This window comes from Winslowiella iniecta, from assembly GCF_001267535.1.
Taxonomy (GTDB): Bacteria; Pseudomonadota; Gammaproteobacteria; order Enterobacterales; family Enterobacteriaceae; genus Erwinia; species Erwinia iniecta.
Genome location: NZ_JRXE01000012.1, coordinates 1 through 22,019, shown reverse-complemented (window position 1 = coordinate 22,019; position 22,019 = coordinate 1). Strand labels below are relative to the sequence as shown.

At 54.0% G+C, this 22,019-nt stretch carries 15 protein-coding genes; 6 read left to right on the top strand and 9 right to left on the bottom strand.

Features of this window, described 5'->3' with window-relative positions:
- The 3 genes from NG42_RS09850 to NG42_RS09840 form a co-directional block, all read right to left on the bottom strand.
- On the bottom strand, window positions 1-778 hold a 778-nt coding region (locus NG42_RS09850), incomplete at its 3' end, for an ABC transporter permease (RefSeq protein ID WP_420911308.1).
- Window positions 775-2,280: a sugar ABC transporter ATP-binding protein gene (locus NG42_RS09845; RefSeq protein WP_053115739.1), complete on the bottom strand. Its 1,506-nt coding sequence runs from the start codon at window positions 2,278-2,280 to the stop codon at window positions 775-777. The genes NG42_RS09845 and NG42_RS09850, both read right to left, overlap by 4 nt.
- A gap of 41 nt (window positions 2,281-2,321) precedes the next feature.
- Complete coding sequence (locus NG42_RS09840) at window positions 2,322-3,305, bottom strand: sugar ABC transporter substrate-binding protein (RefSeq protein ID WP_052899131.1); 984 nt, start codon at window positions 3,303-3,305, stop codon at window positions 2,322-2,324.
- Window positions 3,306-3,685: 380 nt separating this feature from the next.
- Between NG42_RS09840 and NG42_RS09835 the strand changes: the two genes are divergently transcribed.
- The 6 genes from NG42_RS09835 to NG42_RS09810 all read left to right on the top strand — a co-directional run bounded on the left by NG42_RS09835 (window position 3,686) and on the right by NG42_RS09810 (window position 11,796).
- The gene (locus tag NG42_RS09835; RefSeq protein WP_052899130.1) at window positions 3,686-5,992 is read left to right on the top strand and encodes a molybdopterin-dependent oxidoreductase; all 2,307 of its coding nucleotides are present in this window, start codon (window positions 3,686-3,688) and stop codon (window positions 5,990-5,992) included.
- A 173-nt stretch (window positions 5,993-6,165) separates the two neighbouring features.
- Window positions 6,166-7,869, top strand: a complete 1,704-nt coding sequence (locus NG42_RS09830; RefSeq protein WP_052899129.1) for an ABC transporter substrate-binding protein — start codon at window positions 6,166-6,168, stop codon at window positions 7,867-7,869.
- A gap of 54 nt (window positions 7,870-7,923) precedes the next feature.
- On the top strand, window positions 7,924-8,880 hold the full coding sequence (locus NG42_RS09825) for an ABC transporter permease (RefSeq protein ID WP_052899128.1): 957 nt from the start codon (window positions 7,924-7,926) through the stop codon (window positions 8,878-8,880).
- A 2-nt stretch (window positions 8,881-8,882) separates the two neighbouring features.
- On the top strand, window positions 8,883-9,827 hold the full coding sequence (gene opp4C / locus NG42_RS09820; RefSeq protein ID WP_052899229.1) for an oligopeptide ABC transporter permease: 945 nt from the start codon (window positions 8,883-8,885) through the stop codon (window positions 9,825-9,827).
- Window positions 9,827-10,831 carry an ABC transporter ATP-binding protein gene (locus NG42_RS09815; protein ID WP_052899127.1) on the top strand — a complete coding sequence of 335 codons (1,005 nt, stop codon included), beginning with the start codon at window positions 9,827-9,829 and terminating at the stop codon, window positions 10,829-10,831. The genes opp4C and NG42_RS09815 overlap by 1 nt, the downstream gene beginning before the upstream one ends.
- Entirely contained in the window at window positions 10,828-11,796 is a 969-nt protein-coding gene (locus NG42_RS09810; RefSeq protein WP_052899126.1) for an ABC transporter ATP-binding protein, read from the top strand. The genes NG42_RS09815 and NG42_RS09810 overlap by 4 nt, the downstream gene beginning before the upstream one ends.
- A gap of 35 nt (window positions 11,797-11,831) precedes the next feature.
- Here NG42_RS09810 and NG42_RS09805 read toward each other — a convergent pair whose 3' ends face one another.
- The 6 genes from NG42_RS09805 to NG42_RS09780 all read right to left on the bottom strand — a co-directional run.
- Window positions 11,832-13,370: a hypothetical protein gene (locus NG42_RS09805; RefSeq protein ID WP_052899125.1), complete on the bottom strand. Its 1,539-nt coding sequence runs from the start codon at window positions 13,368-13,370 to the stop codon at window positions 11,832-11,834.
- 16 nt (window positions 13,371-13,386) lie between these two features.
- On the bottom strand, window positions 13,387-14,997 hold the full coding sequence (locus NG42_RS09800) for a glycosyltransferase (RefSeq protein ID WP_052899124.1): 1,611 nt from the start codon (window positions 14,995-14,997) through the stop codon (window positions 13,387-13,389).
- Between the two features lie 44 nt (window positions 14,998-15,041).
- Window positions 15,042-16,262, bottom strand: a complete 1,221-nt coding sequence (locus NG42_RS09795) for a beta-barrel domain-containing protein (protein WP_052899123.1) — start codon at window positions 16,260-16,262, stop codon at window positions 15,042-15,044.
- Window positions 16,243-18,432 (bottom strand): type I secretion system permease/ATPase, encoded by a 2,190-nt coding sequence (locus NG42_RS09790; protein ID WP_052899122.1) that lies wholly within the window; start codon window positions 18,430-18,432, stop codon window positions 16,243-16,245. Before NG42_RS09790 ends, NG42_RS09795 begins: the two co-directional genes overlap by 20 nt.
- Window positions 18,429-19,880, bottom strand: coding sequence for a TolC family outer membrane protein (locus tag NG42_RS09785; protein WP_241488335.1), 1,452 nt, complete (start codon window positions 19,878-19,880; stop codon window positions 18,429-18,431). Before NG42_RS09785 ends, NG42_RS09790 begins: the two co-directional genes overlap by 4 nt.
- An 80-nt stretch (window positions 19,881-19,960) precedes the next feature.
- The coding region (locus tag NG42_RS09780) for a BapA/Bap/LapF family large adhesin (RefSeq protein ID WP_156324261.1) at window positions 19,961-22,019 on the bottom strand (2,059 nt) is incomplete at its 5' end.

The following is a 22,019-nucleotide window of genomic DNA, read 5'->3' as shown; positions in this document are numbered from 1 at the left end:
TCTCCATCAGCAATGGCGTGGCGGTACCGCTGGAGCTGCCGGAACCCTGCGCCAGTAGCGGAAACACCGCCAGCGCGGCGGCGACAGCCGCAATCAGCCAGGCGAGTAGCGTCAGTTTATTAGCGTTTAACCCGGACATGCGCGCCATATCGTGATTGCCGCCGACCGCCTGAATATGCTGACCAAAACGGCAGTGATGCAGTAAATACTGGAACAGCAGAAACACCACCAGCAGATAAATCAGCGGCCAGGGAATACCGGCCAGACTGCCGTCACGAAATGCCACCATCAGCGGATCGCTGACGCTGATCCGTCGTTGTCCGGTCAGCAGATCGGTTAAGCCGGTAAAGGCCACCGAGCTGGAAAGCGTGGCTAACAGCGGCGGCAAACCCGCCACCATCGCCAGCAGCGCGTTGATTCCGCTGCACAGCAGGCACCCCACCACCACTAAGGCGAACAGCAGCGGATAAGGCGTCAGCCATTCGGTCATGCCGAGGCTGAGCAGCGCCACGCCCAGCACCGCAATGGCGGGCAACGAGAGGTCGATACCGCCCGACACCACATCGTCGCCACCGGCAGCAATCACAAACACCAGACCAAAACTTAATATCGCCAGCGGCACGCTTTGCACCACCATCATGCTGATATTTTGCCAGGTGAGAAACCACGGTGACTCAACGCTGAGCCACACCAGCAGCACGAAAAAAAGGAGTATCGGGAACTTTTCAATCAGCGTTGCGCTATGCAGACGCCACCTGCTCTGAATATCACTGCTCATAACTGTTTTTCCTGACCGCCATTGATTGACGCTAACAAGGCGTCCAGCGTGAGACCCTCAGTCGATAAATCGGCCACCAGCCCACCGCGCCACATCACCAGAATGCGGTCGCATAGCCCTAAAAGCTCTGTCGCATCACTGGAAGAGACCAGCACCGAACGCCCCTGGTCGGCCAGCTGGCGGGTACGCTGATAAATATCGCTGCGCGCGCCGATATCCACCCCCAGTGTCGGCTCATCCAGAATAAACAACCGGGCCTGGGTATCCAGCCAGCGCGCGAGGATCACTTTCTGCTGATTACCGCCGCTCATAAAGCGCACCGCCAGTTCAGGACGCCCCGGACGAATGCTTAAACGCTCGATCCATGAGCGAGCTTTTTGCCACACCAGCGAACGCCTTTCCCAGCCCATCCAGGCGGTATCGGACATCGAAGCAAGGTTAATATTATCGGCGGCGGAGAAGTTAAGAATCAGCCCCTGATGACGACGATCGCGCGGCACCAGCGCCATACCGGCGCGAATCGCCTGGCGCGGCGTGCGGATGCGATGCGCCCGGCCATCAAGCAGGATCTTGCCCTTTTTGGCACTTTTCAGGCCATAAAGCAGATCGATCAGCACATCGCGCCCGGCTCCCTGCAATCCGGCTATGCCGACAATCTCACCGCGCTGAATGGTGAAATTGATCTCTTTAAGCTGCTGACCATCTGACAGATTTTGCACGCTGAGTGCCGGGATGTCGCCAGCGCGGGCATCCGCCGTGTGCTGGCGCGAGGTATACAGGCTGTCAATTTCCCGCCCGACCATTAAACGAATCACCGCATCCGTATCCTGCAACAGCGCGCGGTCGGGATAACCCACCACTTCGCCGTTGCGTAATACCGTGGCGCTATCGCAAAGTTCAGCAATTTCATTCAGATAGTGGGAAATATAGAGAATCGCGATGCCCTGCGCTTTCAGCCGGGTAATCGCACTGGAGACCAGCGTGGCTTCAAACTGTTCCAGCGGTGCGGTCGGTTCATCGAACACCACCAAACGCGCGATGCCATCAATCAGCGCGCGGGCGATTTGTACCAGCTTACGTTCCGCCAGACTGAGATCGCGGATCAACCGACGCGGATCGAGATCCAGCTGCCAGCTGTCGCGGAAAAACTGCCGGGTCGCCTGATTCATCCGGCGATGATCGAGCATGCCGCCGCGACGGCGATACTCCTGCCCAAGAAAAACCGACTCAGCCACGGTGAAATGCGGGATCAGGTTCAGTTCCTGATGAATCACCCGGATCCCCTGCGCTTCGATCGCTGCCGGATTTCCCAGCTGCAAACTGACGCCATCAAGCCGCACCGACCCGCTGTCAGCCTGGTAAACCCCCGCCAGAATTTTAATCAGCGTCGATTTACCCGCGCCGTTCTCGCCGATTAAGCCGTGAATCTCACCGGGTTTGATGGTCAGTGTGACGTTATTCAGCGCCGCCACACTGCCAAAGCTTTTACCGATGCGGTCCATAATCAGACCGCCGGAAATCTGCTGCTTATCGTTGCTGCTGTTCACTCGGACAACTCACCATAACCCAGTTGCTTGTACACTTTTTTCGCTTCTTCCGGGCCATTGACCGGAATCACCGGTACAAAGGTCTGAACCGGCAATTTGGCTCCGGCAAAGTAGCGCGCCACGTTTTCTGCGGAAGTCTGACCAATCAGCTTCGGTTGCTGCGCGACGTTTGCCACCAGCGGGCTGCCTTTCTCCGCCATAATTTCCAGCGTTTCCGGGCCAGCATCAATCGCGGTCACTTTCACGTCTTTATCACGACCGGTCTCTTCCAGCGCCTGTACAATGCCAATCGCTGGCTGATCCCAGCAGGCAACATGAATGGCAGCCAGTTTGCCTTTCGGATACTGGCTCAGCAGTTCCAGCGTTTTCTTGCGCGCATCTTCCGGTGAATTGGCAAACTGTTCCGCCAGTTCCGGCTGCACGATATTGATATCGGGATAGTCTTTCAGCACGTACTTCCACTGGTCGTAACGAATACCGCAGATACGTAAGGAATTGGAGAAGGCATTAAATACCGCCACATTGCCCTTGCCGCCGATGGCATCCACCATATAACGGCCAATGGTCGAACCGAGGGTATAGTTATCTGAAGTGGTATTGTTGATGGAATAAGGGGAAACGTGGTCGACGGTAAATACCGGAATATTGGCATCACGCAGCGCCTTAAATTTCGGGTCGACCGCACTGTCACCCAGAATGCTGATGACTGCATCGACTTTACGTGCCAGCAGAATATTGTGGTTATTCGCATGGACCTGGTTATCACGACCACCGTCAACGCCAATCACCTTGCCGCCAAGCTTTTCGACCTCTTCCGTCGCCCCTTTATACGCTTCGCGATCCCAGAAGTGTTGGGTTCCCACCACCGCGATACCAATGGTTTTCCCTTTTAATGAAAGTTCCTCCGCAACAGCCTGGCTGACCGCGAACAGGGAGAACAGGCAGGCAATAGCAGGTAGTAATTTCTTGTTATGTTTCATTACTGAAAATTTTCCTGATGTAGAGCAAAATTGTCTGAGCCTCAGCATGACAACTCCGGTAAACAAGCCCAAATAAATAAAAGTTCTAACTTAGAGAAAAGCGTTATCTTTATACACCCTCGCGATCCAGAATAGAGATTGACAATTAACAAAGAAACCCTTTTTTATTTATTACTTCAGAATTTACTGAAGAATTATAAAGCACAGAGATAACAGAATATTAAGCAAACCCATTTAATTAATCTGAATAATAAAAAATAAAGCAGTATTAAATGCCAGCAAACAGAATAAAAGCCCTATATTCACTCGCCGGGCGGGATTTTCAATCCGGTGCACAATCACCTTATGATGAACGCAATCACTTTCAGGCAGACAATTTAATGAAATCAGAACACCAACTTGCCGTGATGCACTGGGGAACCTATCAGGTCACCACCCGTGAGGGCAACATCGCCGCCGTCGAACCGGTCGCGTGGGATCGCAATCCTTCACGCATCGGCCAGTCACTGACTGACTCGGTCACTGGTGCCAGCCGTATTCGTCGCCCGGCAGTGCGTCAGGGTTATTTGCAACACGGCCCCGCTTCCCGCGAAGGGCGCGGTAAAGAGCCATTTGTTGAAGTCAGCTGGGAAGTGGCGCTGAATCTGGTGGCACGCGAACTGAAGTCGGTGAAAGCCCAGGGCGGTAATGAAGCGATTTTCGGCGGCTCTTATGGCTGGGCCAGCGCCGGGCGTTTTCACCATGCGCAGAGTCAGTTGCACCGCTTTCTGAAGGGATTTGGTGGCTATACCGCCAGCACCAACACCTACAGCAGCGCGGCCGGTGAGCGCGTGCTGCCGCATATTCTCGGGCCACTCAGCCCGCTGCATCACCAGCATACCCACTGGTCGGTACTGGCCGAGTACTGCCAGTGTTTTGTCGCCATCGGCGGTCTGCCGCTGCGCAATGCCCAGGTTAACGGCGGCGCGGCCAATGACCATGCTTTAAAATACTGGCTGGAGAAGCTGCATTCCCGCGGCGTGGAATTTATTAATATCAGCCCGGTAAAAAACGATCTCAGCGCCATCAGTGACGCCAGCTGGCTGGCGATTAAACCCGGCACCGACACCGCCCTGTTGCTGGCGCTCTGTCATACGTTGATCGCCGAAGATCGTTACGATCGGGCGTTTGTTGCCAGCCATACCGTCGGCTTTGAAACCTTTAAATCCTATCTGCTGGGCGAGGTCGACGGCAGCGCCAAAACCGCGCAGTGGGCAGCGGCGATCACCGGGCTGAGCGCACAGCAGATTATCGATCTTGCCCGTACCCTGTCGGGCAAGCGCACGATGATCAATATTTCCTGGTCGATCCAGCGTGCGCGCCAGGGGGAACAGGCTTACTGGGCAACGGTCGCGCTGACTGCGCTGCTCGGCCAGATTGGCACTGCTGGCGGCGGCCTCGCCTTTGGCTATGCCTGCACCAATCTCGCCGGTGCCGACCGCGCCGCCTTCTCCGGCCCGCGCCTGCCCGCCGGTAAAAATCAGGTCAGCACGGTGATTCCGGTCGCGCGGCTGGCGGATATGTTGCTGAATCCCGGCGGTGAATATCAGTTCGATGGTCAGCAGTGCCACTATCCGGATATTCGCCTGGTCTACTGGGCCGGCGGCAATGCTTTTCATCATCATCAGGATATCAACCGCTTGATCGATGCCTGGCGTCGACCGGAAACGGTGGTAGTGCATGAACAGTACTGGACCGCACAGGCGAAACATGCGGATATCGTGCTGCCGGTCACCACCTCGCTGGAGCGTAATGATATTGGCAGCGCCAGCCACGACGGCTTTATGATCGCCATGCGTCAGCATATTCCCCCGGTGGGCGAAGCGCGTGACGACTACGCTATTTTCTGTCAGCTGGCGCAGAAGTTGGGCTTTTACGATAAGTTCAGTGAAGGCCGCAGCCCGGAGCAGTGGCTGGAGCAGATGTACGAAGACGCGCGGCCACGGGCGGCGGCAGAAAATATCGAGCTGCCCGCCTTTGCCGATTTCTGGCAACAGGGCAAGCTGGAGTTCAACCGCCCCGCCACCCCGCAGATTTTTCTGGCGGACTTCCGCGCCGATCCGCAGCGGTTTCCGCTGGCGACCCCGTCGGGAAAAATCGAACTGTTCTCGCAAACCGTTGCCAGCTTTGATTATGCCGAGTGTCCGGGCTATCCGTACTGGGACGCCGGGATCCAGCAGCAGCAGCAATCGCTGGCGCGACAGTGGCCGTTGCACCTGCTATCCAGCCAGCCACGTACTCGTCTGCACAGCCAGTACGACCAGGGCAGCGTCAGCCGCGCCAGCAAAATTCACGGGCGTGAACCGCTGTGGATGCACCCGAATGATGCCGCCAGCAGATCGATTACCGAAGGCAGTATCGTCCGGGTGTTTAATCAGCGCGGGGCGATCCTGGCGGGCGTCCATCTCAGTACGGATATCCTGCCGGGCGTGGTGCAGATGTCCACCGGCGCATGGTATGACCCGCTGGACCCGACGGTACCCGGCTCGCTCGATAAACACGGTAACCCGAATGTCCTGACGGAAGATCGCGGCAGCTCGCGGCTCGGCCAGGGGTGCAGTGCGCAAACCTGCCAGGTTGAGATTGAACGCTGGCAGCAGCCGCTGCCGGAAATCACCGCTTTTAATCCGCCGTTATTCGTCGAGTAACCCTGCTGCGCCGGGCGTCATCCGCATGCCCGGCGTGCCATAAAATCCCCGTCCCGCTTTATGCTTAAAACGCATTAAGGAATGTTTTTTCGTTGTTAGACAGGAAGATAGTCCGACCTTACTCTTCGTCATGTTTTGTCAATCTGGCACTGTTCAATAATGAGGAATCGCTCTTGGCAAGGTTATCACGGTCGGGTCTGTCACCCTTAACACGTTATTCTGCTTCCCTTAAAATTGCGCTGTTTGGCGGCACAATTCTGTTCTCCAGCCTGGCCGTCGCTGACGAAGTATTAAAAGCGGGCATTGTGCCGGCCAGCGATCCCAGCCAGGTTCCCGCCGCCGCAAAGCTGCGAAAGGATACGGTGATTGCCGGAATTTCCGAGCCGCAGGGCATCTTTAACCCCTATTTCTTCGTCAACGGCTGGGATGAGAACGTCACTAATGTGATTTTTTCCCGCCTGATTGACTGGGACAGCCAGGGCAAACTGGTGCCGGGACTGGCCGAAAGCTGGAAAGTCAGCGATGACGGTAAAATCTATACGATAAAATTACGTCCGGGCCTGACCTTTAGCGATGGCTCACCGCTGACCGCCGACGATATCGCCTTCACCCTGAGCGTGCTGTACGATCCGAAATACGACGGCGATACCGATATTACACTGGCACATATTGCCGGCGGCGATGAGTATAAAGCGGGTAAAGCGGACAGTATCAGCGGGCTAAAAGTGCTCGATCCGCTGACTTTACAGGTCACCACCACCCAGCCGGGTGCCACTACGCTGCAAAAAATTGGCGGGCCAGTCCTGTCTAAGGCTTACTACGGTAAAGAGTATCAGCGCGGCAATCTCGACTATCTGCGCACGCTGCACGGCAAACCGCTGGGTAACGGCCCATATATCTATGATAAATACCTGCCCGGCCAGGAGATTCGTTTCCACGCCAACAGCCACTACTGGCGCGGCACGCCGCCGACCGCGCGCTTTATTTATCGCGTGACCAATCCGTCCACCAACTTCCAGCTGTTCCAGACCGGCGATACCGATTACGACGCCTTTACTTCACGCCCGGACGATATTGAACAGTTAAAACTGCTGGGCTTTGCCAATATCAATCTTTACGGCTCCAGCGATTACAGCAAGGTGGAATTCAACCTGCATCGGCCAGCGCTGAAAGATGCGAAGGTTCGCCAGGCACTGATTTATGGCCTCGACCGCCAGAAATTAATTGATGTGGTGTATCAGGGGTACGGTTCCGTGGCCATCGAGCCGATTGCCCCCATTTCCTGGGCTTACAATGCGCAGGATGTGAATCCGTATCAATACGATGCCAACAAAGCGAAACAGCTGCTCGATGAAGCGGGCTGGAAAGTCGCTGCCGATGGCATTCGGGTGAAAGACGGTAAGCGGCTGGAACTGGGGCTGCTGGTCAGCAAAAAAGTGCTGAACGATGCGCTGATCCCGATTGCGAAAGAGAACTACCGCCAGATTGGCGTACTGCTGAAGCCGCAGGTGGTCGATTTCAATGCGCTGATGTCACTGCGTAAAACCGGCAATTACGATCTGGCCTCTTTCAGCACCAGCACGCTGAACGATCCCCACGATGGCGTCTGGGACTTTTACAGCAGCGAAGCGAAGCTACAGGGCTATCACAACGCCGAAGTGGATAAGCTGATTACCGCGGGCAATGCCACGCTGGATATCGAACAGCGCAAGCCGATTTACCACCGCCTGTATCAGGTGCTGGCCGAAGATCCGCCGGTGATTCTGCTGGGCAATCGCCAAATCCTGTCTGCCAGTAGCGCGCGCGTCACCGGTTTCAAACCCGATATCTATAACGGTCTGACCGGTAGCCTGCCAGACGTGAAAGTGGTGAATTAATCCTGTTGATCCCCATTGCCGCGGCGCAGAAAACGCCGCGGCTGTGAGAAAACCATGCGAAATTTTGTACTGCGGCGTTTGCTGCAAACCATTCCGATGCTGTTCCTCGCTTCGCTGCTGATTTTTATGCTGTTTGCTAAAACGCCTGGCGATTTTATTGATGGCAATATCACCCTGACTGCGCAGCGTGCGGCGGAGCTGAAAGCGCTGTATGGCCTCGATCAGCCGTTACTGTCCCGCTATCTGCACTGGCTGGGACAACTGTTGCAGGGCGATCTTGGCTTTTCGCTGCAATACCAAATCCCGGTCAGCCAGCTGTTGAATCAGTATATCTGGAACTCATTTCTGCTGGCGCTGATCGCACTGGTGCTCTACTGGGGCATTGCGCTGGCGGTCGGTGTGATTTCAGCGTTACGCCCAAATTCGTGGTTCGATCACCTGGTCAGCATAGTGATATTTGCGGCGATGTCATTTCCGACCTTTTTCCTCTGCCTGCTACTGATCAAGTGGTTTGCGGTCGATCTGCACTGGCTGCCGGTCGGCGGCATGACCAATACCGGCAGTGATGCCAGCGGCTGGGAATGGGTGATGCAGGTTGCCGCGCATCTGGTATTGCCGGTGCTGGCGCTGGTGATGTTGCAGGCGGGCAGCCTGACGCGCTATTTCCGCGCCAGCATGCTGGACGTGATTAAGATGGATTTTATCCGCACCGCACGCGCCAAAGGGCTGCGCGAGCGCACGGTGATCTTTAAACATGCGCTACGCAACGCGCTGCTGCCGATTATTACCCTGCTGGGCTTTGAGCTGCCGGGACTGTTTTCCGGGGCGCTAATCACCGAGAAAGTGTTTAACTGGCCGGGTGCCGGACATATTCATATCGATTCGCTGGCCGCGCGCGACTATCCGGTGCTGATGGGTTTTACCCTGTTCCTCGCGGTGCTGACCATCCTCGGTAACCTGTTGGCCGACGTGCTGTACGCCTGGGCCGATCCACGTATTCGGGTACGATAATGATGCTGAATTCTCTGTTTTTTACCGCGCGACGCCAGCGCAAAGCCGATATTGCCGTGATGTCGCAGCTGACGCCATCGCCGTGGCAATACGCCTGGCGTTCGCTGCGCAGTAATAAACTGGCGATGCTGTGCTTGCTGATACTAGTGGTGATGAGCCTGTGGTGCATTATCGGCCCGTACTTTTCGCCATGGCAGGATGACGCCACCGATGCGCTGATGATCAATAAAGCGCCGAATGCCGAACACTGGCTGGGCACCGATTTTCTTGGTCGCGATGTCTATACCCGCCTGCTGCTGGCCGGGCGTATTTCACTGATTATCGGGCTGCTGACCATGCTGCTGTCAGTCACGCTCGGCTATCTGATGGGGGCGCTTTCCGGCTATCTCGGTGGCATAACCGATAAGTTAATTATGCGCTTTGCTGATCTGGTCATGACCATTCCCAGCCTGCCGCTGCTGATTGTGATGGGAGCCATGCTGTCGGAACTCGACTTCTCCCCGGATGCGCGCGTCTGGATGGTGATAATTATGCTCAGCCTGCTGGAGTGGCCGAAGCTGGCGCGGCTGGTGCGCGGGCAAATTCTGTCGCTGCGCGAGCGCGATTTTATGCTGGCCACGCAGGTATTGGGGCTGTCGGCACGCCGCCGTCTGTTCGGCCATTTACTGCCGAATACCGTACCGATTCTGGTGGTGATGGCAACCATGGCAGTGGCAAACGCCATTCTCAGCGAATCGGCGCTGAGCTATCTCGGGCTTGGCGTGGTTCCGCCGATGCCATCATGGGGCAATATGATGGATGCCGCCAACAGCCTGATCGACTTCCAGCGCCGCCCATGGTTGTGGATGCCGCCCGGCGTGGCAATTTTTATGACGGTGATCGCCATTAATGTGCTGGGCGATGGTTTGCGCGATGCGCTCGATCCTAAAATGACGCGGAGCAGATAATGAGCCAGCCACTGATCAGTTTTGACCGTCTCTCCCTCTCCTTCGCCAGTGAGCAGGGCCGGGTACGGGCGGTGCAGGATGTCAGCTTTGATGTGATGCCCGGACAAACCGTTGGCATTGTCGGTGAATCCGGCTGTGGAAAAAGCGTTACCGCCATGTCGCTGATGGGGTTGCTTCCGACGCAGACTGCGCGAGTCGACGGCGGCGAAATCCGCTATCAGGGGAAAAACCTGTTGGCACTGCGATCCACGCAACTGGCGGATCTGCGCGGCAATCAGCTGGCGATGATTTTTCAGGAGCCAATGAGCGCGTTAAATCCGGTGCTGACGCTGGGAGAACAGCTGGTCGAACCCTTAATTCGTCATCGCGGTGAATCACCAAAACAGGCCTGGCAGCACGCCACGCAGATGCTGGCAGAAGTGGGTCTGGCACGTGCAGACAGTTTGATGCGCTGTTATCCGCATCAGCTTTCCGGTGGCATGCTGCAACGCGTGATGATCGCTATGGCATTGAGCTGTCAGCCGGCGCTGCTGATTGCCGATGAACCAACCACCGCGCTGGACGTTACGGTGCAGGCGCAGATCCTTCGCCTGCTGCGCGATCGTGCACGCGCCCACGCCATGGCATTAATGCTGATCACCCACGATCTTGGGGTAATCGCCCAGATGGCTGAGCAGGTGGTGGTAATGTATGCCGGGAAGGTTGTGGAAAAAGGCCCGACCGCCGAGGTGCTGCGTCGGCCGCTGCACCCTTATACTCAGGGCTTGATAGCTTCACGCCCGACCGCCGGTGAGCGCCATCGTCGCCTGTATTCGATCCCTGGACAAGTACCGGATCTTGCCGCACTGCCCAACGGATGCGCTTTTTACCCGCGCTGCGCCCGCGCCACCGATACTTGCCGCCAGCGCATTCCGCCACTGACTGGCGATCGCCAGCAGGCCGCCTGCTTTTATGCCGACAGCGCAGCGACAACCGCCTGCAGGGAAACGGAGTTACAGCCATGAAGAGTGATTATGTGGTGCAGGTCGAGGGATTGAAAAAGTATTTCCCGCTGCGCGACGGCCTGTTCGGACAGCAAACCGGCGAGTTACGTGCGGTTGATGATGTGAGTTTCGCCATCCGTAAAGGCACAATTTTTGGTCTGGTGGGTGAATCGGGAAGCGGCAAAACCACCGTTGGCCGCACGCTGCTGGGGTTATACGATAAAACCGCCGGCAGGGTGCTGTTTGAAGGTCAGGATCTGCATCAGCTCAAGCCCGCCGCACTGCAAGCGCTGCGCCCTGAGCTGCAACTGGTGTTTCAGGATCCCTACAGCTCACTCAACCCGCGCATTCGGGTCGGCGACGCGATTGGCGAAGCGATGCTGGCGCATAAGCGCTGTACGCGCGAGGAGCTGCGCGAGAAAGTGCTGGCGGTCATGAAGATTTGCGGACTGGCAGCGCAGCACTATAACCGCTTTCCACATGAATTTTCGGGTGGTCAGCGCCAGCGTATTGGTATTGCCCGTGCGCTGATTCTGCAACCGAAGTTTATTGTCGCCGATGAGCCGATTTCCGCACTGGATGTCTCTATTCAGGCGCAGATTATTAATCTTTTTTCCGACCTGCGCGATGAACACGGCGTCACGTTTTTATTTATCTCGCACGATCTCGGCGTGGTCGAGCATCTGTGTGATGATGTGGCGGTGATGTATCTCGGCCAGCTGGTGGAAACCGCCAGCCGCGATACGCTGTTTCGCCAGCCACTGCATCCTTATACCCAGGCGTTGCTGGCGGCCGTGCCAACGCTGGATCCCGATGCCGAACCGGTGGCGATGATGCAGGGCGATATTCCCGACCCGGCTAATCCGCCTGCCGGCTGTCGCTTTTCCAGCCGCTGCCCGCACGCCATATCGCGTTGTCGCCGCGAAGCGCCCCTGCTGCGCGCAGTCGGCAATGCAGAACATCGCGTCGCCTGCCATCTGGTATAGCGGTAAAGAGGACGCCCTGTGACCAGGGCGCTACTCTATTCACCAATACTAAAGGTTTCCCACAGGCTGATTTTTGCGGCGTTAAAGCTAAAACCGTTATTCACATTGACCTTGTAACATCTCAGGTAAATATCATTGATGCCGAAGGCATACTTCTTGCCTTTAATCGCGATCAGGCTGACTTTATCCGCAATATAGTCACCGAGGTCGAAACGTTTATTCTCTCTTAATACGTGATTCTCAGCGAGGCCAATCCCGTTTTTATAGCAGGTCAATGGGACGCTGATCCCCTCCAGCATCACGGTGAAACCCACTTGTTGATGATCAAACATCGCGATTTTTACCGGCAGCAGCGGATTAGGATAAATCGCCGTCAGGTTTTTATCGATGCTGATACATTTCTGTAAAACCGTGTCATACAGCATCACATAGCCATGCGACGATGTGATAAGTGACTGATTAATGAACGTATCCTTTAACCCATCAATAATGGCTTTATTAATTTTCAGGTTAACCAGATGAGTGATTCTGCGGGCATCAAAAGTCTGACGAACCTCTTTTGCCCACTTCACACCTGAAGGACGCCAGAAGCACAGCGTCGAGATAGATAATACCGGCTGTTCGGCAATTTTCTTGCTGACCTGCGGATGATAGGTCAGCGGTACGCTGCTGTCGGCCGGCGCCTCATAATCAATAACAATTCTGTCGATTTTAGTGTTAACCGGCGACGGAATAAATATTTTCAAAAAACTGCTTAAGTCAATATCACGGTATAAGGAAACTGATGCGGCGGTTTCATTGCCATTCATCAGTTTTAAATGCGACCTGGTGTTTTTCTTATTAATATAAAAACCAATCAGGGTGCTTGGTTCGGCAATATTAATCTGATCATCCTGATTAAGAAAAGCAAAGGTCTCCTGAAATAATGAGTTTTTTATTTCATATTTTTTATCGTCACTATACTCTTCTGAGATATTGCGAATAGTAAAGTTTTCACGGTAATTAACATTATCGCTCATAAAGCCCAGAGAACCCCGGCTTTGCTCATCTTCAAGCACCTGCGCCACAATACCACCGATAAAGTTGGCAATAAACTCGGTCGGATGCGGGTCCATATCATACAGATTATCAATCAGCGAGTTTGAAAATGCGTTAATATTTTCAACGATATGTTTAAAACATAAGAACTGCGCGCCAACCCTTCTGGCCAGAAGCTCACGGGTACGATAAATAATTGTGGTATTATGCAGCGTCGCTAACAGTGGGATCGCAATAATCACCAGTTTTGTCTGGCTGGCAATGGTCGAGAGGAACTCAAAATAGATATCATTGTAAAAATTGTAATTTTTAAACGAGTTAGTTTTTAAGAAGTACTCTTCATCATTCGGTAAGCTGTCAAAAAAAACATAATCGTAAACGGAAAAATCCATATGGGCAAACACCGAAAACTGCAAGCCAGGCGATGCGCCGATAGATAAGTTGGTCACTTCAGAATCAACCAGGCGATCGGACAATCCTTTTACCCAGCCATTGCGACGTACTGAATTCGATGTTCCTAAAATTAAAATTTTCATCAAAGCTCCTGCTTAACTATACCGCTGAGTGTTTATTATTACGATTTATCTCAACCTGCATAAACAACTCTCCCCAACGTTGGGAGAAGTCACTGGCCGTATAATTTTTTGCCAGTTTACCGGCGCTTTTTTGCATCGCCTTCAGACCCTTGCGATCTTTTAATGCGCTAATAACAGACTGAGCAAATTTCTCATCCTGCTTATCTTCGATCAGAAAACCATTAACACCATCAACTATCATCTCCAGCGGGCCGTAATTAATATCGTAGGAGACTACCGGGCACTGATTCGCTAATGCTTCCATAATCACCAGCCCGTAGCCTTCAGAACGGCTGGTAAACAGCATCAGATCGGCCGACTGATAGACTAAATCGACACTTTCGGTGTATTCACAGATCTCGACATTACGTGACAGATCATACTGCTCAATGGCCGCCTGCATTTTTGGCAATTCTGAACCATAACCGTATAACTTCAGCGTGGCTTCCGGGATTGCCTGCACTACCCGCGAGAAGATTTTGATTAACTCCGGCAGCCGCTTAACCGGGTCAAAGCGTCCAACGGAAATGCAGCTAAAGGGTTTCCGCTCGGCATGGTATTTAGGGATTTTTTTATCGTATACATGAGGTATTTCAAAGCTGGCGCTGTTGAACTTAAAGCGATCCTCTGCCTCTTGCCGTTGTTTTTTAGTCAGAAACACCAGCGCGTCCAGCTGCTGGGTATTGTCGAAGTAGTGCTTATAATGACTGTTTACCCGTGAGTTGCTGTCAGCAGGATTAACATAGTGGGCAGCATGAATGGTGCCGATATAGGCATAGTTCTCTTTTTTATGGGCGAACAAGGCTTCACTGAAATAAATTGCGCGATCGATAATAAAATAATAGAGAGTATCCGCGCGACTATAGAAAGTGTCTAATGCATGCAGGAACAACTCTTTTTCTGTTGCCAGAGTGGTTTCGATAAACCCCTGCTGATTAAACAGAATGATACTCTGCAATTCGCTGGACTTCTCATCTACCTTGTAGTTATTGATTAGTTTCAGCTTACCCTCGGAATCATAAAATGATATCGAGGTTATTTTTCCATCGCTGATATTCTGAATGCAGCTTAACGTCTGACTGGCATCATATTTGGCACGCATAATTATTTTATTATCGTTAAAATAATTTATCCAGGCCAGCGAACCATCCTCACGCGTCATTTCATAGCGCTTCTCAAGCTTACCTTTTTTAAAGATAAAGTTGTTATTGGTGTCCTGCACATACCCGTCACTGGCAACCGGGGTATATGGCTGAACGTCTCCACAAGAATTCGCATCACTTATCTGGCTATTTTGCAACAGTGCGTACACATTCTGAAAACGAACCTGTTTACTGAGTACGCCGTTCTCAATCATATTGTTATACACATGGCTTAGCTCTGCATCATATTCCACGGTAAGGATGGTGACGTTATAGTCATGCTGCGCGAGAATATTGGCTCTTTTCAGCATCGCCATCACCAGGCCATTTTTCTTTAACCCCAGTCGAGGGTAAAGCATGATGATCTCTTTTTTCTCGTATGCGTTGCGGTCGCTCATGTTGTCACCCGTCTGTTCTGCATTATCAATTGTGCTATACATCATCATTGATGCCTTCCCTGGCAGCGGTTATTCCTGTTGCTGCAAAAGCATTAACGCTCGCGCAGCGCTTCCTTCACGCGGTTGAAAGGTTTCACCAGATATTCCATGATGGTTTTCTGACCGGTTTTAATATCCACCGTTGCCACCATCCCCGGAACAATTGAGAAGTGATGCCCGGCTTTGTTCTGCAAATAGTCGACATTGGTGCGGATAAACACGCGATAGTAGTAAATCTCGGGTTTAACCTCGTCCTGAATAGTGTCAGGTGAAATCCCCTCCACTACCCCTTCCATCCCGCCATAAATCGCGTAGTCATACGCCGAGATCTTGACCAGCGCGCGCTGCTCAGGATGGATAAAGGCGATATCACGCGGCGAGAGACGCGCTTCAATCAGCAGGCGATCGTCTAATGGCACGATATCCATCAGTTCACCGTTAGGTGGAATCACCCCGCCTATGGTCATCACCTTGATATTTTTCACAATGCCGCGCACCGGTGAACGCACCGTCAGTCGGGTTACGGAGTCGGCACGCCCTTTAATCACCTCGCTCAGCGAGTCAACTTCCGCGTTGCCTTTCGACATCTCTTCACGCGCCTGCACATAATACTGGGAATAGAGATCGGTGAGTTTTAGATCCAGATCGGCTTTTTGCCGCTGCAAACGTAACACCTCAACACTACTGGCCGCCCCGCTTTTCGCCAGCTTCTGGGTAATCACCAGTTCGCGATTAGCCAGATCCAGCGATTCTTTAATCCGTGCCGCCGACTCGGTTAGCTGCTGACGGCGCGTATTGTATAAGCGCGTTTCAGTGGCAATCAGTTCCGGATAAGCATCTAACTCTTTCGGGAAAGTTAACGGCTGATTGTTCACTTCAGCGCGCAGTCGTGCGGTGGCCGCCAGTGAAGCGCGGTAACGGGCCGCGCTCTCGCCGACATTCGACTCGTAACGGGTTGGGTCGAGCCGCGCCACCACTTGTCCGGCCTGCACCAGTGCGCCTTCACGCACGCTCAGTTCGGTCAATACGCCGCCATCCAGCAACTGCACTACCTGCTCACGGGTGCTGGGAATCACCTTACCGCTGCCGGTGGACACCTCATCCAGCACGCCAAACCACGCCCAGATTCCTGCTGATAACAGCAGGAAAAAGGTGATTACAATGATGCGCACCGAGCCGGTATAACTCCTTTTACTGCCCTTCTCGTCGTCCAGATCGTCAAGATTAAACGGAGAAGGCGTGGCGACGGTGGATTCAGCGGGCAGGTTTTTCATCGGACGACTCCTGCTGAGAAATAGAATTACGTGAGTTTTTAATCGCTTTATCTTTCGGCGCGTCCATAACCAACAGCCCCTCTTTTAATACCACCACGCGATCGACCAGTTCGAGTACCGCGGCGCGATGGGTAGCGACAATCAGCGTCCGTCCGGCCAGCCACTGACCCAGACGCTGAATAAACTCACGTTCAGTATGCTCATCCAGCGAAGCCGTCGGCTCGTCCAGCAAGACAATATTGGGATCGCGTAACAGCATGCGCGCCAGCAGTACCGACTGGCGCTGCCCGCCGGACAGACCCATACCGCCTTCCATCACCATATGATCCAGCCCCAGCGGCAAGCGTCGCACGTAGTTGGCCGCACCGCTGACTTCCAGCACTTCAAACAGCGCTTCGTCGTCGATGTTAGGCGCGCCCAGCATCAGGTTTTCGCGCAGGGTGCCGTGAAACAGGCGGGCGTTTTGTGACAGCAGACCGATATTGCGGCGAATATCAGCGGTATCGATATGCGGCAGACTAAGATTATCCAGTCGTACTTCGCCGCTGACCAGCTCCATACCGCCTGCCATCGCTTTCAGCAGGGTGGACTTTCCGGCACCGTTACGCCCCAACAACGCGATACGCTCGCCGGGCTGAACGGTCAGACGACCAATTTTTAACGGCAATACCGTGTCTTCTGAGCGATAGCGGAAACAGGCATCGGTAAACTGATAGTGGCCATGCAGCACCGCGCAGTGGACGCGCGTCTCTTCCCGGCTGTTCTCGGCCGGCAGATTCATAATGCTGTCCAGCCCGGCCTTGGCCGCCTTCACCTGCTGCCAGCGCGCCAGCACACCGCATAACTTAGTCATCGGGGAGATCATGCGCGAGGAAAGCAGTGAGGCGGCAACGATGGCACCGGTCGTAATATCGCCATCAATCACCATTGGCGCACCGATCACCACCACCGTGGCATACACCAGGTTTTGTACCGTCACGCCCCAGTTGATCAGCCCCTGGGTCAAACGACGGGTTTCTACACCGGATTGCGCGGTAATCTGGATATAACTGTTCCATTGTTGCAGAAAGCGATCTTCAGCCTGCATCAGCTTGATATCCTCAAGCCCCTGCACGCTTTCAACCAGTACCGCGTTACGCAACGTGGATTCATGTAATGACTTACGTGCCAGCATGCCGAGCCGTTTCTGCAACAATAAACCCGGTACAATCATAATCACCGCCGCCACCGGCGCGATCCAGGCCAGATGCGGCGAGATAATGGCCAGTACAAACAGGAAAAGGAAAAAGAAAGGCATATCGACAATGGCGGTGACAGTGGTTGAGGTGATCATCTCGCGGATCTGCTCAAGTTCGCGCAGCTGTGAAATAAAGCTGCCGGTCGAGCGCGGGACGGCACTTTCCCGCAGCCGCAGCGCGTGACCAAACACCCGATCAGACACCCGCATATCGGCACGTTTACCCAGTACATCCGTAATATGTGAGCGGCCCAGCCGCAGTAAAAACGAGAACAGTACGGCGATCAATACGCCGCCAAATAACACATACAGCGTGGGATAAGATTGCGCCGGGATCGCCCGGTCATAAACCTGCATCGAAAACAGAATGCCGGACAGCGCCAGGATATTCACCAGCAGCGAAGCCAGCATCACATAGCCGTACGGCTTGATATCGCGCAGCACCAGTTTGCGCAGCCAGTCCGGCTTGTTTTGCTCCAGATAACGATCGACCCGGCTGTCTTTCGCCGCCGCTACTGGCCGGAAAGCCACCACATGACGAATTTGCGGCAACATCTCTTTCAATGACACCGGCGTCAGTTGAGGATCGTTGGCAAAGTTAAGCGTCAGAGTATCTTCACCATCAAACTGGCTAATCACTGCTACCTGACCATCAGACAGTTCTACCGCCAGCGGCAGCCGGAACGCCGACATTTCCCGCGCGGGATCGTCCAGCATACGCGCGGAAAGACCCGCCTGACGTGACAGGTTGATTAATGCTCGCTCCAGCGGCAGCGTATGCTGCCATTCGGTAGCGGCATAGAGCATGCCGGGTGAGCAAGCCAGACGGTAGTGTGTGGCAATCTGAATAATGGCGGCGGTCCAGGATGCTAAAGGCCGTCCCTCGGGAGTATCGGGGGTCTCTGACGGCGTGACCGCCTGAAGTTGGGTCATGGTTGAATCTCCACCGTTTGAATAGTCTGGTTATTTAGCGCAAAGGCTGAACGCATAAAGCCGGTGCTGTACAGGCAGTCAAGCTGCAAGGTGTGCAGCTGACTGATGGTTTGCTGTTCGGTGAAGCGTGCCTGATAGATCTCCTGCTCGGAGTTGAGCACATCCAGCAGCGGGCGGGTGCCCAGTTGCAGATACTGATCCTGGTAAAGCACCCGGGTCCGTTCTGCCAGCTGCTGCTGGCGGTTCTGAATCACCAGCGTTCGCGCCAGACTCATCTCTTCATTTTGCGATTCACTGAGTTTTTGCTGGGCATCCAGCTGGGCATTGCGCACTGCCGCATTGGCAGATTCGAGGGTGTGCGCTGCGGCATTGCGACTGGCCGTCAGACCGCCGCCCTGATACAGCGGCATTTCCACTTTGACCCACGCGCCGTATTGCGTACGATCCAGCACCGCGCTGTTGGAGTAGTTGTTAGTCAGATAATGGGTAACTTCAGGTTCTAATGAGACCGTTGGTGTCATCTGCGCATTGGCGTTATCCAGATTCGCCTGCGCCTGATTAACCTGCGCCCAGGCCGCCAGCACTGAAGGAATCAGTCGATAATCTGGCTGTGCCACCTGGCAGGATTTAGTCAGCGGAACGGGAAAATTATTGCTGACTTCTTTCAGATCGCGCCAGCCAAGGTAGGTAGACAGCGTGGCACGCCAGCGATCGAGATTCGCCTGATATTGCATCAGCGTGGAGCGCGCACCCTCAATACGGGTTTCGGTTTGCACCACATCAGATAACGAACTGGCACCTTCATCATTACGCTGACGCGCCAGCTTGCCGATATTATTCAGTGCTTCCAGCTGCGCTTCAGCAATTTTTACCAGTTGCTGATAGCCCTGCACCTGCACGACTGCCGCCGCAGTATCATGGGCGATGGTATCAATACTCACCAGCACATTGGCCTGCTCTTTCGCGACGCTGGCTTCCGCCGCTCTTACCGAGCTGTCGACTTTACCGAAGTCATACAGCATCTGGGACAATGACAGCACAAATGACGGGTTATAGCCGCTGTTGGTACTGGCATTGGTCATGCCGTTGTTCATGCCGGCGCTTATTTTAGGAAAGTATTTTGAGCGCGCAACATTAACGCCTTCGGCCTGTTCATACAGTTTACCGACCACCTCGGCAATATCGGGATGCCACTGCACCGCGCGATTAACCGCTTGCGTAATATCGAGGGTGGTGGGGGCATTTGACGATTGCTGTGGAGCCACAGCACCGTTTAAAGAGGGTAATTCCTGCTGAGCAACCATTTGCCCGGCACGGATCATATTTGCTGAAACCTCGTTGTCTGGCGCGGCAAACAACGCGGTACTAAAAAAGAGGGCGGTGCAGAATAAAAATGCACACGCCGGGTGGTTAAAACTCACTATTGAGCGTAACAGAGCTAAATTCATTAATCATCCACCGCAGATTAAGACTGTAGATGGCACATCCTTGTGCCGATTTATTCCCTATACGTTCAAAACAACTACCATTAACCGTCCGTGTTAAGGTGCTGCAACAACTCTTCCAGCGATACGTTTACTCCTTCCAGAGTAATCAGCTGAGTACTTTCAAAGTTCGTACCCTGCCCATCGCGGTCAATCGACACGATGGTGTTTTCGCCATCAAACTCGACTGAAACGAAGTTTCCGATGGTTCCGCCCGCTCCATTCAGGCCAATTAACAGGTCGCTGATATCGATCTGATCATCCTGTGCCAGCGAGAAATCAGTCCAGGTATCAGTGCCGTTACCACCCGTCGCATCCGCATTATCCAGCAGGTTATAGACTACGGTGTCGCCACCGGCACCCAGGGTAAAGGTGTCGTCATTCGCCGTGCTGTTAACGGTGTCCGCGTATGCGCTGCCGGTGATCTGCATATTGAGATCGATAGTCAGCGATGCATTGGACGTTGAACCATCCGTTGCCGTCAGGGTGTAATCGAATACCTCCTTCTGCGTCATGGTCGACAGATCAATGTTGGCGTCACGTACATAGCTGTAACTGCCATCAGCGTTGATGGTTAAGGTGCCGTAGAGGCCATCCACCGTCGCGCTGGTTGCATTGCGGTTGTACGGATCAAGCGCGGCACTATCTGTGTCATTGGCATTGCTGATGGAGATCTTAGTACCGACAGAGATCAGGTTATCTGCCACCCCATCCGCACCCGAGCCGTCGAGGATATTGCCCGTAACCGTCGCAGAAGCGCCGGTATGGAACTCTTCCACGTGCGTCTCAGTACCATTGACCGATCCCCGCACCGTCGTCAGACCCAGTACTGAAGAGCTACCGGTAACGCGCAGTGTGTAGTTACCCGCAGTCAGATCCAGACCCGCAACGTTAACCGTTGCAACACCGCCAATGATCGCGCCGGATGCAACAGAACCGGTACGTACTGACGTACCTCCACTGTCGAGAATCGCCCACGTGATATTGGTTCCGGTCAGCGCAACACCCGTGACAGCAAAGCCCAGCGAGATATTGTGCAGAACCGAATCCGCCTCAACCGTGAATCCACCGGTACCCGTAGCAGAGTTAGTGCCCAGTACTGTGGTCCAGCTTGCCGTCGCTATGTTGGCGAAGTTCTCCGCTTCCTGAACAACCGATGCACTGGTTGCCAGATCAACACTGTCATCAACAGCCAGCAGCCCGGCAGGTTGCAGATCAATCGTCAGCGTTGCCGAACTGGTGGAGCCATTTGGTGTAGTCAGTTCATAGGTAAAGGTTTCGTTACCCGTGATGCTGCTGGCATCCAGACCCGCATTCAGCGTATAGGTGTAATTACCCAGCGCATCAATTGTCAGCGTGCCGTACTGACCGGTGATTTCGGTGTTACCACTTTCATTAACTGCGGTGCCATCAACATCACTGACCAGCGTGCCAGCCGGTGCGGTATCGCCACCTGTGCCATCGCCGTCGCCATCAATCACATTGCCCGCCGCAGAATTACCCGTTGTGACGAAGCCATGCGTGGTGTCTTGCAACACATTCAGGGTGAAACCAGTCAACACCGACACGCCATTTGCCACATTCAGCAAGAAGGCATACTCACCTTCCGGCAGAGTCAGCGTCAGTTGACCTGAAGATCCTGCCACCAGACCGACTTGCAGCCAGTTAGGTACACTGTCGACCCGCGTATAGGTGCCGTCATCCGGGTTGAGCTTGTAAATATTCAGGTTATAGGTTGAGAGTAATGACACGCCTAACGACGATGCCTGAATGGTCAGCGTACGAGACGTTCCTTCCTCAACGGTGAAGGTTGACTGTGCGTCAAGTTCGGCCACTGACAGATTCAGCACATTGCCCAGACCCACTGTTGCCAGTGTCGCGCCGCTCTGCGAAGACGGACCGTTATTAATCGATACCTCCTCAGTTTCAACATCCAGAGTGACGTTATCGTCTACGGCGTTAACGCTGTCGCTGTCTGAATCAGAGTCACTGTCGCTGTCCGAGTCGCTGTCGGAGTCAGAATCGCTGTCGCTATCAGAGTCACTGTCGGAATCAGAATCGCTGTCGCTATCAGAATCGCTGTCGGAATCAGAATCGCTGTCG

Excerpts from the sequence above, each read along its gene's own strand:
- NG42_RS09845 (WP_053115739.1), bottom strand. The coding sequence starts at position 2,280 with ATGGACCGCATCGGTAAAAGCTTTGGCAGTGTGGCGGCGCTGAATAAC.
- NG42_RS09840 (WP_052899131.1), bottom strand. The coding sequence starts at position 3,305 with ATGAAACATAACAAGAAATTACTACCTGCTATTGCCTGCCTGTTCTCC.
- NG42_RS09835 (WP_052899130.1), top strand. The coding sequence starts at position 3,686 with ATGAAATCAGAACACCAACTTGCCGTGATGCACTGGGGAACCTATCAG.
- NG42_RS09825 (WP_052899128.1), top strand. The coding sequence starts at position 7,924 with ATGCGAAATTTTGTACTGCGGCGTTTGCTGCAAACCATTCCGATGCTG.
- opp4C (WP_052899229.1), top strand. The coding sequence starts at position 8,883 with ATGCTGAATTCTCTGTTTTTTACCGCGCGACGCCAGCGCAAAGCCGAT.
- NG42_RS09815 (WP_052899127.1), top strand. The coding sequence starts at position 9,827 with ATGAGCCAGCCACTGATCAGTTTTGACCGTCTCTCCCTCTCCTTCGCC.
- NG42_RS09810 (WP_052899126.1), top strand. The coding sequence starts at position 10,828 with ATGAAGAGTGATTATGTGGTGCAGGTCGAGGGATTGAAAAAGTATTTC.
- NG42_RS09805 (WP_052899125.1), bottom strand. The coding sequence starts at position 13,370 with ATGAAAATTTTAATTTTAGGAACATCGAATTCAGTACGTCGCAATGGC.
- NG42_RS09800 (WP_052899124.1), bottom strand. The coding sequence starts at position 14,997 with ATGATGATGTATAGCACAATTGATAATGCAGAACAGACGGGTGACAAC.
- NG42_RS09795 (WP_052899123.1), bottom strand. The coding sequence starts at position 16,262 with ATGAAAAACCTGCCCGCTGAATCCACCGTCGCCACGCCTTCTCCGTTT.
- NG42_RS09790 (WP_052899122.1), bottom strand. The coding sequence starts at position 18,432 with ATGACCCAACTTCAGGCGGTCACGCCGTCAGAGACCCCCGATACTCCC.
- NG42_RS09785 (WP_241488335.1), bottom strand. The coding sequence starts at position 19,880 with ATGAATTTAGCTCTGTTACGCTCAATAGTGAGTTTTAACCACCCGGCG.